Source organism: Paenibacillus taichungensis (assembly GCF_047302525.1).
In the GTDB taxonomy this organism is placed as follows: domain Bacteria; phylum Bacillota; class Bacilli; order Paenibacillales; family Paenibacillaceae; genus Paenibacillus; species Paenibacillus taichungensis_B.
The window spans coordinates 1,464,850-1,481,638 of sequence record NZ_CP168020.1 but is presented as its reverse complement, the minus strand read 5'-3'; the positions used below and the strand labels follow the sequence as shown (position 1 = coordinate 1,481,638).

Here is a 16,789-nt window from a genome sequence, read left to right as displayed (position 1 = left end):
GAACCCCCTATAGTTGGAACAGGAACCTATTATCTTTTAAAAAACATGTTCATTATACCAAGGGCTTTAATGTTGATATCATTGCCTTCTGCATCCGTAAAAAGCTCATCATACGTCGTATAGATCCCCACATGCTGTATATGTCCGCTTCTAAAAATAAGACTCTTTTCCTGGCCGTTCGTGATCTGTGTATACGTCTTTCCTGCATTGATGTCGTAGGAGACATGTATACCATATTCGCTTTCCAGCCATCTATAGAAATCTGTTCTGGTTGGATTGGTAATAATCATAATGACAACTAAAGTGACAAGACTCATTACTACTGGTAATTTACGGATCAAGTTCGGTTCATAACCAAATCTATTCCTCATCTTTTTCATTCCGCATCTTTGTTATCATTTCAACCTTTTTAGCCAATACCCAGCCACTTAATCCATATGATGATGTAATGACAAAGTACAGATATTCCCCCTCGATCAACTTGGTTTGCAGCTCTTCATCAGTATTATACAAGATAGGCCAGCCCTGACCTTTCCCTTTGTCCAACAACTCGCGATTGTAACTAATAAAACAATCCAAACCAACGTCGTCAATATCGAAGATAATGCTGCCTTGCAACGGTGTATCAAACGAATGTGCCAATACATCCGAGAAAAGGATATCCGTATCTTCAGACAAATCAGAGTGATACGAACGGGTACGCATCTTAATGAGTTCATACTCCAAATCGACTTCGTAACTTAATATGATGTTATCATGTACACTTGCCATTGTATGACTCCTTTCATTGTTCCATTTAACTCATTGGTTGCTCTGTCTTCTCATAACTGGCACCACACAGAAGCTGCACATCAATATAACTGCCCGTATCCTGATTCTTGCGTTTTGCCTGCCAGATCAGCCCAGTGTCCTCTACATTTCCGATGCAGAATAACATAATACATAAGGTTTTGAGATACTCATGATGCACTGCTTCTTGATTCTCAATTTCTTGCTGCAAAAACTCCCTGATTTGCTGCCTGTGTCTGGTATCTGGATCTAAACCGTACAACTCCAAGATCTCTTCTTCGTTCATTTTCGTACCCCTTACCTACTTCAGTACGTTGTTTCATTCTTCCGCTTTTTTCCTGCTATCCATTCTAGCATAGAAATAGAATTGAATTGTGTGAAGTACTTGTTATGTTAGAAGAATTTCGAATTACAGCAGCATTGTTTCGCCTTCAAAATCATGAAAAAAAGAACTACTCCATGAAGAGTAGTTCTCCTATTGTCCTTTATCCACATCTGCTGCTAAAGATCAGATTATCGATCCGTTATCAGCCATGTCTTTGCCTCTTCAGGGTCAGCATAAAATGATACAAATTGCCCCATCCCCAGGCTCTTCAATCTTCTTTTTAATTTCCAACGATCCTTCCCTGATAATCCTACAAATGAGAGCTTATCCACATGATTTTTGAGATTATTCATATTGCAGATTAACTGATCCAAGACTTCTTTGGTAATCTTCGTCTCATACATATCCACCCAAACCTTGAGCTTTTTATTGATCCCTAAGATGAAAGCCTCTTCTTGTCTCATCACATCGAAAAGCTTATTTTGGTCCTTATGTTTACTGCCATATTTCAGACAATGGATTTCTCCACCTTTATAATAATAAGGAAAAATAGATCCACCCGGAGATTTCATGAAATGATCACTCCTTATATTTTGAGATCACTTTAGGCGTTGATCTCCGTAATCTCCAGATACTTCTCCTGATTTTGCCGAATTATTTCATTCATGTGTAAAATAGCTTCCTGAGCCGCGGCTCGATATTTAACGTATAGTTCTTCCGTTCTTTGCAGCAGGATCGGGTCTTTCTCCAAATCCGTGGGAAGAACCTCACGCCACGTGTCTCCATCTTTATTTTTATCTGTAATCAAAAGCTCAATGTCGTCCAGCAGAGTTACCATTTCATTTTGGTTAAAATAGCGCATCCCGGTCTTAATTCCATTCCAGCTCTTCATGTCGATAATGTTGTACGCCGAAAACCAATAAAACTCGGCCAAGCTCTTGGTGTGGTTATGATAGGAATAGAATAAAAATATCGCTTGTTGTCCTTCATGTAATTGCCGGTATACCTCTACTTTTGCTGCAACATCTTTACCACGAACGGAGATCAACATCGGTTGGACACATAGCCAGCTAAGCTGCTCAGAACCCAAATCTTCTGGTTTAACTTTAACTTTCAATAACATGCTCCTCTCTACTTGCGATGATTGTACATTCGAACTTCACTAATCATATGTTAAGGATTCTTTGGTGTTTCTACTGCCGGATCACTCTCTCCACCTATTCTACGTCTGGACGTTTCTTTCCTGCCTGTCGCTGGAACATGGTTAGACACTTTAGCCAATCCGAATTTGGGCATATTCGCATATATGGTCTCATATGAACAGGATTGAGCTTTGTACGTTTCATGATAAATCCCCACGCTTCCATCCGATCCAACGGATCTGTTAAATCGTTTCCAAGCCTCCAAGTGTAGGCCACCGCGTGCGTATTTCTCCAACTCATCATAAGATCTCCAATATTGCAGCAGAGTCACTCCACGCCAGCTCATAAAAAATTCCGTCCCCAGAAAACCGGTATCTGGGTTCATGTATAGTTCTTTAATCATCGGGCCCATGGATTTAAAAACAGGTAACCACTTATGTATGGCCCATAGGCGATTAACTCTCATTCCAATAATAAAAACAACAAACTCGCCATCGATCTCCGCTGAATATCTTCCCTTGTGTATGTTCGCCACATTAGTCCTCCCTTTCATCAAATATGTACCTGCGTTCAATAAACTTGATATTACTGCCTATAATAAAAGCTTGGCTTGCCGTCACACCTTCTTGGATTATGTGACCCGCACTATCAAATAATCTGACGTTGGTCCACATTAATTCCAGTGATTTAGCAGTCTTATCCGCTTCTCTTCGATCTTCATATGACCATTGCACCCGATGCCTAATATGTTGCGGGACCCACTGTGATCTAAATTTTTTTAATTTTTTGTAAGAAATATACTTCTCGATTCTCTTTCCACCCTTGGCCACACCATACACTAATGGACTTTCTGCCATCCCATGGCAATATAAAATGTATACCTTTGCACCCGTTCGGAGTTGATTGTCCTTAATCACATTGGCAATTACCGCATACATCTGGTCTGACCTCCATGAGGCTCAAGACTCATTAAATTATCCATAAAGATTCTCCTTTATATCATTCTATATTGCAAAATTAGTTGAAGACCATTGATGCCCATTTTCCGTTCTCCCATATTTAGAAAACCTGCTTTTAGATACAGCTTTTGTGCTGCAATATTCCCCTCATTCACAGCTAAAATAATTTCATTGACCTTCGGATCAAGCTGCTTAACCAGTGTAGGCAGTTCCCTCATCGCAGCCAATGCAAACCCGTTCCCCTGATGTTCTAACGTAATGGATAACGCACGTACCAGTATTGTACGGGAAGTATCTCTTTCCTCTACGTATTCAGAATTTTTATGTAATATGAAGAAACCAACTGGAGTCTCATCATTTAAAATCAATACCGGATATTTGTTCGGATTTTGCAATGCCTCCTCAATCACTTCCGCAGGCATCGCAGTAAATTGAACCTGTTCATCACTTAGTGAAAAATTAGCCAAGTCTTGATCGTACTTCTCATTATATGGGGCAAGGCTAATCAGTTTTTTCATTTAGAATACCTCTACTTTCCTTGTTAAAGTCTTCTAGTGAATCAGATGGTATAACCCACATCATCAAGCTTCTTTCTTTGCCATTAACACTCTTATGATACTTGTCGCGTTGTCGAATTTCATCCGATTATTTTTCTGGCGGCAGTCCCATCCTTGTTCTAATGCATATTGGATGAGATTAGAAATCAGCTTGGGTTCATAGACAAATATATCCCACGTATCTTCCCAAGGGACAACAAACTCCACGAATGTAGATTTATACGTATTCGAAAATATACGGATTATAATGTCTTGTGCTTGCTCGTCTACAACGTACAGGAACAAAATATCTTTTATCACCATTTTACGGATTTGTTTCTTGTATACCTTCACAAATATCACTCCTTGCTCAAGCAATGCAGCATAAATCTTCAAACACATCCCACTTTGTAAACAATTGTCTAAGTCTTTGGGCCGTTGTTTGTATAAACTCTTCTATAGCTTCCATAGATAAAATGTTCAAATCATCTAAGGGCTCATTTTCAAGGTTTTTCAAAAAGTCTACTTTTTCTTTTCTATATTGATACACCTCTTGCTCCAGCAATCCACCTAAATCAAAAGCTTTACCTGCTTCCAGCTTATTCAATAAATCATGGCCATCAGACCCTTTTCTCAAAATCATAAATTCCAGCTTCGTAACATCCTCCGTATAAATACTTCTTCCATTGGGGTGTTCCTCAAATACAGGATATATTTCAAAAGTCCATACACGATCCGTATATACATGGGCGATGTACCCGCACAAATATTGCATGAACTTAGGATCATTATGCGCACGTTCTTTGTTGGAATTAAAAAATACCCTGAGCTCTTCGTCTGTTGCAAATCGTGCTGTCTCTGGCATGAGATGAGTTTTTGCCTTTTCCGCTCTTTCATTCGTTCTCACATGAATGGAGTCAGGTGCAAGACTTCCCACTATAAATTCAGGGGTTGGATCAGATAATAATTCTGAAGCGATTGCAAAATGAACCATGGGCCAAGGCATATCAGGACTCCTTTCTCTATTAAAATGGGGGATTTACACTTACTCATGAACTATATCTTCCTATTCCCTCTCAAGATCTTCTTTCTAAAGCTTAGCGCAGAATTGTGAGTTCCCCTTGCATCAAATCTACCAATACAGGCTTCTGTACCTTGTTGATTGTGGAAATATCAATTTCATCTAGACTTTTAAAAACAAGCTCTAGCGATTCATTCTGTTCATCTTCAAATAAAAGGGTTGTTTGATCATGATCAAGTTTCCCACCCAACTCCGCGGTGACGTTAAACAGGAACATTACAAATACAACCTCGTTGCCATCCGGATATGTATATTTCATTTTCTCACCTGTGTAGATGGATGCCAGTTCATATGAACTCACTTCAAGACCCGTTTCTTCTTTTACTTCTCTAATCATAGTTTCTTCAATACTCTCACCGGGCTCCATACCACCACCAGGCAATCCCCAATCGCCATAATCTGATCTTTTTTGCAGCAGAATTCTTCCCATATGATCACGAATAATGGCTCCGCCCGTAACGACAATGCGGCTTGTCATTAATCATGCTCCTCTCTAATGGCTGGCTTCCCCTTTTAGTCAGCAGCTATGTTCCATAAGAAAATTTCACTTTAAAAGATCAAATACCAAAATGCAAAATGCATTTCCCATTTAGCTCTGCATCTTTTGCCATATTGGCAAGCTTGTTTAATTCGTTTATTAATTCAACTCTGTTATATATGAGTTTCTCATAATAGCCCCTCTGTTCATTTCCATCAAAACAATAATCCCCTGTAAGCTTGATCTGATCAGGAGCAAGGTTGAATACATCAATCCATGCGCGAATTAGTTGATGAAACTTCAACAAAGCATCTTTTTCTTCAATAACCGTTATTCCATAGTTGTTCAGTCCACTACATCTTTTACAGATAGATGGGTTCCATGTATTCAACCAGTTAAGAGAATCCTGAATGTATGAAATGAACTCATCTTCCAAGTAAGCATGTTCCTCTGCCATTAGTCCACTTTTATGTATAACTCCATGAGTATCCCATGAGTAGGAGGTGTAGATAGATTCATTGATTTCCGACTTATTTTCAATAACAAAATTATGAATAGGCATGCTATCCGAACCCCCGTTTTCTCTCGCGGTCCCCTTTTCATTCATCATAACCCATGTATTGGTAAATGCGAAGCTGTTTTGAACCCTTAACTTGAACTCCATATAACTTCCACTTCCTAGTTACGATTTACATAAATCTAGTCCATTCTTGCACATACAAAGGTTTGAGACAGAATCCGATGGCTGCCAGCGATGTTTTCAATTTCAATGCTATACTCGGACTCTACATATTCAATGTGATGTTGTTCATAATATTTTTTCCAGAATGAAACAGCCGATTGGTTATTAGCCAGTTGCTCCACTTTGAATCTGCCTTGAAATTGTGCAAACACCAGTTCAACCGCTTGAGCTGCCAATCCTTGTCCACGATACTTTTTGACCAGAAACAGTTCTTGAACTGTAAAGTCGACATCATCATCTACATAAGGAGGAGAGCAAACCAGCACAAATCCGATTACCTTTCCATCATATTGGATAAAAAACGGATGTAATTCCGCTCGTTCCAGATAGAGATAGGTATTCGTTGGATCGAATTTCCCCTCTTTTAGCAAATCCTCACCCGAGAATTCGGAAAGATCATACAGATAAAGGTTATACAAGTTTAAAAATAATTCTTTCTGACTTTTATCGATTCTGGTGATCTGTACATTCATGTCATTACACCTCACTTTATTAATGAACCACACTTCCCCATCTTTAGTTGCATATCACGCCCCTGCTTACCACTTAAATGTATCGCTTCAACTCCAGTAAATATAGGTAAAGTTTAATTTAAACGATGAAGAATCCTCTCCATCATAAAAGGTTATGTTTAACCAAAAACGGACACGACATCGTCGCGTCCATGAGTAATCTCACTTATTTGATTAGATAATTAACTACAGGATAAGAAATCACGTTCCGGTCTCTATAGGTTGAAATAACCGCTTCGGAATGCGTACTTAGAATCCCATTTTGCAACATGACAGGTCTAAATCCTCGCTCCATCGCGCCATTATAGGTAAACAGAACACATTCCTCGGCGGCAAATCCCGATATGATCAACAGCTCAACACCGTGACTCTTCAGAATCTGCTCCAAGTCTGTCTGCCAGAATGCATTGGAACTCTCCTTCGTCACCGTCAAATCCTTCTCATTCACATCAACTTCAGAAATAATACGATACGCCTCAGAATTTGAATCCTCCATCCCTTCAACGTCTTGTACATGAACTACCACATGGCCGCTCGAACGAAGCACGTCTGCAACATGATTGATATATTCACAAGTGCGGTCTATCTCTTTTTGATCTAACTTATCCCGTACAATACTCTCTTGCATATCCACGATCAGAAAACCTATTTTCATATCATCTCTCCTCTTACTTTCTTTCTCAGCATCATGATCTGTCCAATATGATACGCATTATGAATACACAGATTGGATATGACATTCCACCATGGGGCATTGAAGTACGATGGGATGGTCATCCCTAATTTTGCATCATCACTATCCTCTACAGCCTGTATCCAGCGACTAAATGTTGCTCCAATCTGTGCAATGCTTTTCTGCCAATCTTCTTCACTTACATGGGATGGGTCAACAATGAACGTCTCATCATTATTTATGCTATTGTCCGAACCCACTTCACCCTTGATAAACCGCTCCAACCAAGTTTCATTCCAGAAAGTCAGATGATTCACCAACCTCCAGATCGATTGTCCCTCATCATTCAGCCATAAGGCTTGCGCAGCGGTTACATCACGTAACATCTCATCCAGCGGCATAAACCAGCTCTTGTCATGATGACAGGCAGCCAGTTGGTCCAACAACACCAATTTGGTACTCATGTTCGGCTCCCTTTCTCCTTTCAAAATAAAAGCAATTCAGTCCTTGAACAACTCATTCAGCATCCGGTCACGATTTTCCAGAAAACTCCGGGTGATCTGATAATGCTCTGTATCCTCATACTCCACTTCCTGAATCCCACCATTGTCAAAACTTAAAATGCGTGCTCCCGGATAACCCAATAGAATCGGCGAATGCGTCGCGATAATAAATTGGGAATTGTCTGATAGATCATGAAGAATACGCAACAAGGAGAGTTGACGGGCTGGAGATAAAGCGGCTTCGGGCTCATCGAGCAGATAGATGCCTTTGGAATTGAATCGGTTCACAAATAGATTGAGAAAAGACTCCCCGTGGGATTGTTCGTGCAACGAACGCCCGCCATAATAATCAATGGAATCTGTCGCATCGACATGTGATGCAAATTGGTAGAAGGACTCAGAACGCATGAAGAAGCCTTTCGAGATTTTGGGCAGCCAGGATAAACGCAAATAATCCCCTAATGACGATTCTGCAGCATCAATCTCAAAGTAGTTATTTCTCCCTCCCCCTGCTGTGTTAAATCCACATTGATGAGCGATGCCTTCGAGCAGTGTGGACTTGCCCGATCCATTTTCACCAACAAAGAAAGTAATGTTATTGTTGAATTCCAATCGCTCCAATGACTGTATAGACGGTATATGAAACGGATATTGATCCGGATTTTCGACTTTAGCAGACAGTAACTCCACACTTCGAAGATACATAGACACACTCCTATTTTTATAAAGTTCGACTCCTGCTGGTTTCAGTCCTGTTTATTGATCCACGGATGGATGATTTCTTTGCGGGTGATGATCTCAATGGTCCTGATAAAAAACCAGGTGAACCCGGTATAAAAACCGATATGCGGAAATCGGAATGCCGCCGGTTTGTTGCCTTCGAAATAGAAGTGCCCAATCCAGGAAAGGGCGTAATGGATAAGTGCCAGAACCAGCATGACTTTAAAATTAATAAACAAGAAAATCCAAGCCGCAAACGCCGATAAAAATGCGAAATAATGCAAGATGAGGTTGTTCCGATCCTGATGTTCCTGAAGATAATAACGCTAACGCAAATCTTTGCGAACACGATTCAACATCCGGTCACACTCATTTCACCCTAAAATGTGATCATGGCTCCCTTTTCATCGAATACGGCAGTTGGATTCCAAGTGACTTCCCAGCAGTTATTCTCCGGGTCCAGGAAATAGGCGATTCTTCCGCCCCAGGCAGCGTCGTAGGGCTCTTTGATTACATTACCTCCGGCTTCACGAATTTTCCTAATGGTATCATCAACATCTTCCGCTTTATCCACATTGATTGCCAGCAACGTTCCCTTCAACCCGTCAGATGCACTGAATGTCATACCTGTATCTTTCTCAAGCTCCTGAATGGGATATAACGATAATAATACACCAGTCGTTTCAAAGACACTGTACTGATCTGAACTGATTGCTGTCTCACTCCAGCCAAGCTTCTGATAGAACGAACGCAATTCAGGCAAATGCATCGCACCAATGGTGACCAGACTCACTCGCTGTGGAACCATTTTTTTATTCCTCCCATGTACTGATAAAAGTATGAATTCATCCATATAAGCTACCAGTTCATTGCACAAAACAGCTACCTCCATCGTACCCCATAACGCGGTAAACATGAAACGGCTTTGAATGAAAAAAAAAGAGAGCAAGCGATATGCTTACTCTCTCTTTGTTAATATACAAATCTGCGCTGCGCCCAATAGCTGAACACAAAGATCGATACCTCTGTTAACAGCTTGGCTGCAATCAGCGGGATAATCAATTTTTCATTGTAGAAGTACAACAATCCGTAATTTAATAGCAGCACCAGAATGACCAATGAGAAGTATTTCGGTAAAGACTGACGGACTCTGGACGTTTTCCCAGCTGAAAATACATATTTCCGATTGATCGTATAGTTGAAGATGGAGCTGCAAAGTCTCGCTGCAACGACCGATAGGAACAGATTATGGGTGAAGTACTGAATAACGAACAGTAAGCCAAAATCGATCAGAGCCGATAACACCGAAGACGTACTGAACATCAGAATCGGCATATAAATGCGGAATGAATCCACCAATGGGCGAAAATGAGAGGATTTGTTATGATCCAGATAGACCGTATCAATAAACTCCTCCGTGATCTCATACCCTTCTTTATGCGCTGTTAGCAGCATGTTCATTTCGTATTCAAAGCGTTCTCCCGGTATCTGGCACAGCCAGTCCAGCATCGAGTACGGAAAACCTCGCAGGCCTGTCTGTGTATCATATACTTTCGTACCTGTCGTGAGAGAAAAGACGCCTCGTGTGACCGTGTTGCCAAAACGACTACGCGCTGGAATGGTTCCACTGAAACGACGACTTCCCAGAACAATCCCCGGGGTCGTTTGCTCCAATAGTACATCAAAGATGCGTTTGATATCATGCGGCAGATGTTGGCCGTCACTGTCTGCGCAAACGATACCGCCCTGTGGGCCATGTTCCTTGATATGTTGAAATCCTGTCTTGAGCGCACGTCCCTTGCCCAGATTAACCGTATGTGTTAGGACCGTACACCCATAAGCTTCTGCCGTCTCGAAGATTCCCCTGTAACCCGGGCCACTGCCATCATCTACAATGACAATGGGTCCTAACTGAAACGTCTGCAACTGTAACACAAGATTTAATAAACGAACATCCGGTTCGTATGATGGAATTAATATGGTCAAGATCATTGTCCCTCCTTCAGATAAAGGATGTCACTTACGCCGCGTTCCTGGTTTCTCCCCAGCGGATTATTAACAACCCGGCCCATGAAATACATCGTGGATGAGCCGCCGCCGTCCAGATTGTAGGCTTCCGTTGCTCCAAGACCTTTCATGACATCGGCAAGCTCTGCCAGCGTCATGCCACGGCTGTCATCCTGCCGTCCGTCAACCACAACAAATACATAATGATTCGGGGCGATCATGCCGATTGCTGTTCTCGGATTGGCATCCTGGATCGACCGGTTACCAAAGTTGTTATCGATTTTCACACTGCTGAAGTCACTTACAATCTCACCGTCCTGAATCAGAATTGGTCCAAAAGATAACGTATTGGTCGCACCTTCCTCCAGCAGTTCCGATGAGGATTCTTCTGTCTCGTTATATGTCTTCATCGTGCCATCACTGAACAATGCCATCGCATCACGCACCGGATCATCCCGATATACCGTACCATTGCGGATAATTACGCCGTCATCACGGAAGCCGTAGTAGTCACCATTGATCGCAAAGATGGCATTGTTGGCCGCTGCTATCTCTGAAGTATTTTCGGTAATATTCGTGCCAAAGCTGTTATCTGCCAGAGCCGATCGCAGGCTGCTCGCATCTGTCAGCTGTACATCTGCGACGTAATACGTAATCTGATCTGAGCCTGAGCCCGTCTGCACCTTATCGATCTTGACCTGCATATCATCGCTGGAATAGTTCCAGTCATCTGACGTTGCACTCACTTCTGTCGCCGTGGTTGAAGTATCGCTGGAGGCGCTGGTTGCTGATGTATTGTCATCCGCTACAACAACCTGTACATGCCGGATTAAGTAGCGATCTGCTAGGCTGTATATCACGGTACCAAGGCCCAGAACAATAACAAGGGTGATTATCAGCCATTTGCGCCTTGGTTTTGCATTTTTATATGGGTCGTTCTCGTTGGTTTTTGGATAGATCTTCATCATGTGAAGTTCACCTCTTCATCTAAGTTCTTAAGGCTCATCATAGGCGGGCTAGCTTAAATGAATCTGAAACAGGCTGAACGCAAAAAAAGAAGGTCATCCTTTCCCCCGAGAGGAAATCAGACAACCTTCCATATAAGTGATAATGATGGATCTCAATCTATATATGTACCCCAAATAGGGACAAGTACGATGCTAAACAGCTTTTATAAACGTGACTATTCACCCGCAAAAAGAGCATCGTATGCAGGGCAGGGCTTCTTTTCTAGATAATCCGTTAACGCTTGTGGTTGCTTGGTATAAATATCCTTCAAAGACGTGCCCTCGTAGATATTACCGATCACGACTGGGTGGCATAACTCACAGATGAGAATATCCCCATTACCGTGCAAATGCAGCTGTTTGGTCCCATCCACACAATTAGAGAAGTAGACACCAGGCTGTTCACGCAAACCCAGTTGTTCAGCAAAACGATCCATACAGGTAAAATATAACGTCGTATCTTCCTTCTTGTGCTTAATAAGCTCGTTTACGGAGTGGATGAGTGATTCTTTGGAAGCAATCTGGCTCCATTGACTATGTGACATCACGATGCTGATCTGGATCTCATGGATGCGCACACCCAGTTCATAGACTTTATCGCTAATGGCCTGCATGTTCGTTTGGGTACCTTCAAATAGCAGCGTCTCCAATACGGTCTCCAGCCCCGCTTCAGTACAAAGACGAATGTTATGCTCCAATCGCTCATACATGCGGGGATGTACTCGGTAATAGGCAGCATATGCATCCCGATCTGTATAGTTGAACGAAATATGAATATTGGACAAGCCGGCATCACGCAAAGCATGAATTCGTTCTTCCGTTAGCAAACTGGCATTAGTATTTAATTGCGTGTCGATGCCATGTGCCCCGCAATACGTCACAATCTCCAGGCAATCCTGATACTTCAGGGCCACCTCTCCCCCGGATAAACGCACCCGCTTGAGCTGCGGAAGCTCACGGATAATTTGGATAACCTCCTGACCGCTTATGCATTGCCCATCGTCCCGATTGTAGGCGCAGCAATAGTCGCATTTGTAATTGCAATTGGAGGTCACGCCGACCTCCAGTCCTTCCAGTTCATATACGCCGGGTGTTTCAAGCTCTAGTGATTTATATCTGTTTTTCGTTGTCAATTCAATGTACCTCCCGATTCCTTATCCATGTTTTTTCAACTTGGAGATTATAGCGGATCTCGGTCGATGCACGATATGACATTGTGTACGTTGGGATGTAAAAAACAGAGTAACCCCCAGCCATTTTATTGAGTTTCAGTCCATCTATGCTCAGGATGATATGCAAATTCATAGTCTGCGATCATCAAGAATGACACACGACTTTGCTGATCAAGCACCATGGATAAAATCATCAAATTTTCATAGCCTCCTTCAAGTACGAATTTATCAAATGACGTTATTACACTGTAGTTGCCTTGTTTATCTCTCTCCATGAGATACGTAATTGAGCGTACTTTTCTTTGATTAGAATCAATAAAGGCTTTCTTTCCGTATTGCTGGATTACTTCTTGGATTGTACTGCCATAACCTATGCCACTTGGCGTTTTATATTTTTTGGAATTTGCTGCCGCATCATCGATCACGATTCCATCCACAATTCCTTCTTTGTAATGAATCCACATACCTTTATACTGGTAAACATTCGTATGATAATAATAATCCACGTGTTTCCCCAACTGCTGCTCAACCTCTGCTCGAGTATCTCCGATTTGAATGGTGATATTCTTTGCTTTATTCTGAACTTTAAATTCTTCTTCTGTAAATATCATAGGCGCAGGAGGTAGATTAGAGACTTCGGACAGACTATCGGATACTTCAGAGTTACTTAAAAGAGTCATAAAAAGAACAACAAATAGTATTCCTTTGGTCAACAATAACATTCCTTTCAAACATGTTCAGCAGGTTATAACAATTGAAAATCTTCTCTGGTCATAGCATACATTTTCAAATCCTGCATTTCGTTTTTAATTTTCATATACTTGCGTAAAAGCCCTTCGAATTTCATGCCTGTCTTTTCCATGACCTTTGCGGAACCGATGTTACCCACCAGACATTTAGCCTGAATTCGTTCCAACCCGATGTCTTCAAACCCAAATTGAATGATTCGGCTAATCACTTCCGTCATGATTCCTCGACCCCAATACTCGTTGGATAACACATAACCTAATTCCACCCTCATACTGTTGCTGTCGCACCCCAGATAATTACAGCTGCCAATCAACTTTTTCGTTTGTTTATCCTCGATTCCCCATGGCCCCAGCTTATCCATCTCGTATCGACTCATCACAAAATCAATAAAGGCTTTGGTATCCTCCTTGCTCTGATGTGTGTCCCAAGTTGTGTACTCCGATACAGCAGGAACCGCGCAATAACGGTACATCTCATCCAGATCAGCATAGGTAATGGGCCTAAGGAGAATTCGTTCTGTTTCCAATACCGGAAATGGGTCAAAATAACTTTCAATAGACTTCATATGTATGCCTCCCCGGCTTATTCAAATTAGTTCAGCAACTGTTGCTTCAGGAATTTCTCTGTCCCGTTATTCTGTTTTGTTCTGGCTTTCCGCTTCTTGATCTACAGTTTCATAACTCACAAATCGCTTGAGACTTTCTCTGGTTTTGGAGCTGGTTGCTTCATATTCCGCCCATATTAAATAGAACAGGCCCAGGATTAAAGCAGCTATACTCAAATTTCGCGGAGCAGTTCCAACATAATCCAGCATATCCTGAAACAATCCCGAATTCCACGAAGCTAAACCAGAACCAAAAATGGCAGCACTCAAATATCGAACACCATACAGAAATGCCGCTATGACCAGCAGAAGTGTCCCTGTAGTTCTACGACTCACACATATTCCCCCTTTATAAAATCACGGCCATAACCTCTGGTGCTTCCATTGCCCATGTTGCAGAATATATTGGATTCGCACATGCTTTCGCTCCGGGTCTCCTTGCCAGAACTCAACTTCCTTTGCATTCACGGCGTACAGTCTCCAATTCGGTGTAATGACATCAGGATCTCGGCTGATCCGTTCCTTTTGAACGGCAATGACGTGTTCCAATTCTTCCTCGCTCTCCAGCTCCTGACTCTGTTGTCCTGTCATCGCAACTGCGCGGGCACCTGCCGATCTTTTCCGAAAATCTGCCGCACCTGCTTCCTCGCCCATATCCACGGCGTCTCCCCTTATGCGGATCTGCCTGCCCAATGTAGGCCAGTAAAAGGTCAGTGCCACATGCGGATTGCTCTCCAGTTGCTGTCCTTTTCGACTCTCCGAGCCAGATGCAAAATAAAAAGCTTCGTCAACTACGTCTTTCAAAATCAATACTCGTGCATCTGGAAAACCATTCGAGTCCACCGTCGAGATCGTCATCGCATGGGGTTCTTTCACCTCATAATCAATGGCCCGTCTCAGCCATTCCAGAAAAAGCTCCCCTGGTTGATCCGGTAACTGTTCGGTATCCCAAGTCGGAAAAGGTCCAGACAAGGACTTCAAACCGCGCAGCAAATCACTCGGTTTATCACTCACATCGGCAACCTCCTTAAGCTTCCATTTCATTCCATTGTAACGTAGTAGGCCATTTTCTCAACTATTTGTAGAAGCATCAAGGAAAAGGTTATGGCAAGGTAGCAATGAAAACTTGGATTCATTACTTCCTTTTCTAACCTAGATGACTCATCATATTCATGCTGCTAAACTCCCAACCATCTACTCCTTTTTCAACCGTATGAACACTGGTATTCCCAATAGAATGAAACACCGATGTATTGGTCCAATTTTGGTTTCCTAAGAGATAATAAAGAATGTTGATTACTCCGCCGTGCGTGACCAGTAGAACATTGGATTTGATCTGTTGCTCCTCTATACTTCGGCATAAATTCCGAAAGGATGTACATATTCTGTTATAAAAATTTCGAGGACTTTCTCCTCCTGGAAACGGGGTATCCATTCCAAGAGTGTTAAAATAAACTCCTGCATATTTCACTTCTGCTTCCTTATTTGGCATTCCAGCCAAATCTCCGTTGTTCATTTCTCTCCAGTCTTTCAGATAAAGCCCCTTTATGTTCAGTCTTTTTTCAAGCTCTTTGGCAGTCTGTACTGCACGCGGAAGATCACTGCTAATCACCGTGTTTATCTTATATTGCTCTGAATGAAGGTACAGGTAATCTCCGAGTCTCTCAGATTGAGTAACACCTTCTTCAATGAGCCCTCGTTGACTCCAGCCACCTCTGTAACCCTCCTCATCCATCCCGTGTCTTACTAAGAAAATCTTCAAGATATCTCCTCCTCTATTTGAATCTCTTATAACAAACCCCGACCATAGATCTTCCATCTTAGGTCGGGGCTTATGTTTTTATCTGACAAACGTATTGTGAACTCGAACTGATTTTATAAAATAAGGAATCCATATGGCACAGGTGAGTACCGACCTACCTATCCCTTTTAACGAACTTCCATCCTCAAGTTCTACCGCCATAGGAATCTGAAGTAACAACAGATAATCAATGATGCCCACGGCTAGACTGACACTGTAAAAAATAATCATAAGACGAGGGAATATCGATTTCTTTCTATAAAACGTAATCAGCGTGTATACGCTAAATACTAAAAATAGCACATTATATACCGTTTCAAAAACGAGAACCGGGCCCCACCATGGGTGATAATAGTCAGATTGTTTGGAAGTTAAGAGCTCCCAAGTCTCTGTCGTCAATGAAGGTACAAGGTATTGAAATAATTGCACAACAAGCATAATGATGGTGAGATAAAGTCCTATATGTACGAGAATCAACCATCCCCCAAGTCCTGATATACCCAAAGGTCGATAATCAACCTTCTGTTCTTCAAATTGTGGTTCCACTAAATAACACCTCCTATTCTGTTTTGTTATTCTGAGATGACTACTCTTTCTCGTGTAAACTTTTACACAACTGTATTATTATACAATGCAAGGAAGTGATGCGATACCAATTTCTCCATTTAAAGCCATTGACCAACAAAAGAGGGTTACACATTAAAAGATAATCCCTCTTCTTCAAGTGCTTGTCGAAGTTTTGGCATTGCAGAAGGCCCGATCCCGTGCAGCTTCAAAATCTCTTTTTCTGTGTATTTCGAGAGTAGCGGCAACGTCGTAATTTCCTGATTCTCCAGTGCTCGTCTGGCGGGTGCAGACAGCAATGAAAGAAATCCTTCTTTCGGTTTCCGTTCCTTCTCACATACCGGACAGGTTGGACAATCGCTACTTTTGTAATAGGAATGCCCTTGTTCACATGTTCTTAGTGTTCCTTTAGTGTTTGCCATGT

General features: G+C 41.9%; 27 protein-coding genes and 1 pseudogene. All 28 read right to left on the bottom strand.

Features of this window, described 5'->3' with window-relative positions:
- Nucleotides 1-29: 29 nt before the first annotated feature.
- The 28 genes and pseudogenes from ACDJ58_RS06870 to ACDJ58_RS06735 all read right to left on the bottom strand — a co-directional run bounded on the left by ACDJ58_RS06870 (nucleotide 30) and on the right by ACDJ58_RS06735 (nucleotide 16,787).
- A complete protein-coding gene (locus ACDJ58_RS06870; protein WP_413376601.1) occupies nucleotides 30-371 on the bottom strand; it encodes a hypothetical protein in 342 nt (113 codons plus the stop codon).
- The gene (locus ACDJ58_RS06865; RefSeq protein ID WP_413376599.1) at nucleotides 361-771 is read right to left on the bottom strand and encodes a hypothetical protein; all 411 of its coding nucleotides are present in this window, start codon (nucleotides 769-771) and stop codon (nucleotides 361-363) included. Before ACDJ58_RS06865 ends, ACDJ58_RS06870 begins: the two co-directional genes overlap by 11 nt.
- Nucleotides 772-796: 25 nt before the next feature.
- Nucleotides 797-1,075, bottom strand: coding sequence for a hypothetical protein (locus ACDJ58_RS06860; RefSeq protein ID WP_413376597.1), 279 nt, complete (start codon nucleotides 1,073-1,075; stop codon nucleotides 797-799).
- Between the two features lie 227 nt (nucleotides 1,076-1,302).
- Nucleotides 1,303-1,686 carry a hypothetical protein gene (locus ACDJ58_RS06855; RefSeq protein WP_413376595.1) on the bottom strand — a complete coding sequence of 128 codons (384 nt, stop codon included), beginning with the start codon at nucleotides 1,684-1,686 and terminating at the stop codon, nucleotides 1,303-1,305.
- A 32-nt stretch (nucleotides 1,687-1,718) separates the two neighbouring features.
- Nucleotides 1,719-2,231 (bottom strand): hypothetical protein, encoded by a 513-nt coding sequence (locus ACDJ58_RS06850; protein ID WP_413376593.1) that lies wholly within the window; start codon nucleotides 2,229-2,231, stop codon nucleotides 1,719-1,721.
- A gap of 56 nt (nucleotides 2,232-2,287) precedes the next feature.
- Nucleotides 2,288-2,791 carry a DUF4188 domain-containing protein gene (locus ACDJ58_RS06845; protein WP_413376591.1) on the bottom strand — a complete coding sequence of 168 codons (504 nt, stop codon included), beginning with the start codon at nucleotides 2,789-2,791 and terminating at the stop codon, nucleotides 2,288-2,290.
- A gap of 1 nt (nucleotide 2,792) precedes the next feature.
- Nucleotides 2,793-3,194, bottom strand: coding sequence for a hypothetical protein (locus ACDJ58_RS06840; RefSeq protein ID WP_413376588.1), 402 nt, complete (start codon nucleotides 3,192-3,194; stop codon nucleotides 2,793-2,795).
- Nucleotides 3,195-3,250: 56 nt separating this feature from the next.
- Nucleotides 3,251-3,733: a GNAT family N-acetyltransferase gene (locus ACDJ58_RS06835; RefSeq protein ID WP_413376586.1), complete on the bottom strand. Its 483-nt coding sequence runs from the start codon at nucleotides 3,731-3,733 to the stop codon at nucleotides 3,251-3,253.
- Nucleotides 3,734-3,796: 63 nt separating this feature from the next.
- Entirely contained in the window at nucleotides 3,797-4,105 is a 309-nt protein-coding gene (locus tag ACDJ58_RS06830; protein WP_413376584.1) for a hypothetical protein, read from the bottom strand.
- A gap of 16 nt (nucleotides 4,106-4,121) precedes the next feature.
- On the bottom strand, nucleotides 4,122-4,757 hold the full coding sequence (locus ACDJ58_RS06825) for a hypothetical protein (RefSeq protein WP_413376582.1): 636 nt from the start codon (nucleotides 4,755-4,757) through the stop codon (nucleotides 4,122-4,124).
- Nucleotides 4,758-4,848: 91 nt separating this feature from the next.
- Nucleotides 4,849-5,310 carry an NUDIX domain-containing protein gene (locus ACDJ58_RS06820; protein WP_413376580.1) on the bottom strand — a complete coding sequence of 154 codons (462 nt, stop codon included), beginning with the start codon at nucleotides 5,308-5,310 and terminating at the stop codon, nucleotides 4,849-4,851.
- A gap of 79 nt (nucleotides 5,311-5,389) precedes the next feature.
- Complete coding sequence (locus tag ACDJ58_RS06815; RefSeq protein WP_413376578.1) at nucleotides 5,390-5,974, bottom strand: hypothetical protein; 585 nt, start codon at nucleotides 5,972-5,974, stop codon at nucleotides 5,390-5,392.
- A 35-nt stretch (nucleotides 5,975-6,009) separates the two neighbouring features.
- The gene (locus ACDJ58_RS06810) at nucleotides 6,010-6,525 is read right to left on the bottom strand and encodes a GNAT family N-acetyltransferase (RefSeq protein WP_413376576.1); all 516 of its coding nucleotides are present in this window, start codon (nucleotides 6,523-6,525) and stop codon (nucleotides 6,010-6,012) included.
- Nucleotides 6,526-6,730: 205 nt separating this feature from the next.
- Complete coding sequence (locus tag ACDJ58_RS06805; RefSeq protein WP_413376574.1) at nucleotides 6,731-7,219, bottom strand: cysteine hydrolase family protein; 489 nt, start codon at nucleotides 7,217-7,219, stop codon at nucleotides 6,731-6,733.
- Nucleotides 7,216-7,701, bottom strand: a complete 486-nt coding sequence (locus ACDJ58_RS06800) for a DinB family protein (RefSeq protein ID WP_413376572.1) — start codon at nucleotides 7,699-7,701, stop codon at nucleotides 7,216-7,218. The genes ACDJ58_RS06805 and ACDJ58_RS06800 overlap by 4 nt, the downstream gene beginning before the upstream one ends.
- A gap of 36 nt (nucleotides 7,702-7,737) precedes the next feature.
- Nucleotides 7,738-8,445, bottom strand: coding sequence for an AAA family ATPase (locus ACDJ58_RS06795; protein WP_413376570.1), 708 nt, complete (start codon nucleotides 8,443-8,445; stop codon nucleotides 7,738-7,740).
- 41 nt (nucleotides 8,446-8,486) lie between these two features.
- Nucleotides 8,487-8,771 (bottom strand): annotated as a pseudogene (locus tag ACDJ58_RS06790) (Mpo1-like protein); the annotation flags it as partial.
- Between the two features lie 68 nt (nucleotides 8,772-8,839).
- Nucleotides 8,840-9,268, bottom strand: coding sequence for a VOC family protein (locus tag ACDJ58_RS06785; protein ID WP_413376568.1), 429 nt, complete (start codon nucleotides 9,266-9,268; stop codon nucleotides 8,840-8,842).
- A gap of 164 nt (nucleotides 9,269-9,432) precedes the next feature.
- Nucleotides 9,433-10,452, bottom strand: coding sequence for a GtrA family protein (locus ACDJ58_RS06780; protein ID WP_413376566.1), 1,020 nt, complete (start codon nucleotides 10,450-10,452; stop codon nucleotides 9,433-9,435).
- Nucleotides 10,449-11,435, bottom strand: coding sequence for a phosphodiester glycosidase family protein (locus ACDJ58_RS06775; RefSeq protein ID WP_413376564.1), 987 nt, complete (start codon nucleotides 11,433-11,435; stop codon nucleotides 10,449-10,451). The genes ACDJ58_RS06780 and ACDJ58_RS06775 overlap by 4 nt, the downstream gene beginning before the upstream one ends.
- 215 nt (nucleotides 11,436-11,650) lie before the next feature.
- Nucleotides 11,651-12,607: a radical SAM protein gene (locus tag ACDJ58_RS06770; protein WP_413376562.1), complete on the bottom strand. Its 957-nt coding sequence runs from the start codon at nucleotides 12,605-12,607 to the stop codon at nucleotides 11,651-11,653.
- A 125-nt stretch (nucleotides 12,608-12,732) separates the two neighbouring features.
- Complete coding sequence (locus ACDJ58_RS06765) at nucleotides 12,733-13,359, bottom strand: hypothetical protein (RefSeq protein ID WP_413376560.1); 627 nt, start codon at nucleotides 13,357-13,359, stop codon at nucleotides 12,733-12,735.
- Between the two features lie 32 nt (nucleotides 13,360-13,391).
- Nucleotides 13,392-13,961, bottom strand: a complete 570-nt coding sequence (locus ACDJ58_RS06760; protein ID WP_413376558.1) for a GNAT family N-acetyltransferase — start codon at nucleotides 13,959-13,961, stop codon at nucleotides 13,392-13,394.
- Nucleotides 13,962-14,027: 66 nt separating this feature from the next.
- A complete protein-coding gene (locus ACDJ58_RS06755; protein WP_413376556.1) occupies nucleotides 14,028-14,336 on the bottom strand; it encodes a hypothetical protein in 309 nt (102 codons plus the stop codon).
- Between the two features lie 21 nt (nucleotides 14,337-14,357).
- The gene (locus ACDJ58_RS06750; protein ID WP_413376554.1) at nucleotides 14,358-15,014 is read right to left on the bottom strand and encodes a pyridoxal 5'-phosphate synthase; all 657 of its coding nucleotides are present in this window, start codon (nucleotides 15,012-15,014) and stop codon (nucleotides 14,358-14,360) included.
- Between the two features lie 133 nt (nucleotides 15,015-15,147).
- Nucleotides 15,148-15,762 (bottom strand): histidine phosphatase family protein, encoded by a 615-nt coding sequence (locus ACDJ58_RS06745; RefSeq protein ID WP_413376552.1) that lies wholly within the window; start codon nucleotides 15,760-15,762, stop codon nucleotides 15,148-15,150.
- Between the two features lie 78 nt (nucleotides 15,763-15,840).
- Nucleotides 15,841-16,347 (bottom strand): DUF2569 domain-containing protein, encoded by a 507-nt coding sequence (locus ACDJ58_RS06740; protein WP_413376550.1) that lies wholly within the window; start codon nucleotides 16,345-16,347, stop codon nucleotides 15,841-15,843.
- Nucleotides 16,348-16,493: 146 nt separating this feature from the next.
- Nucleotides 16,494-16,787: an RNA polymerase alpha subunit C-terminal domain-containing protein gene (locus tag ACDJ58_RS06735; RefSeq protein WP_413376548.1), complete on the bottom strand. Its 294-nt coding sequence runs from the start codon at nucleotides 16,785-16,787 to the stop codon at nucleotides 16,494-16,496.
- Nucleotides 16,788-16,789 lie beyond the last annotated feature (2 nt).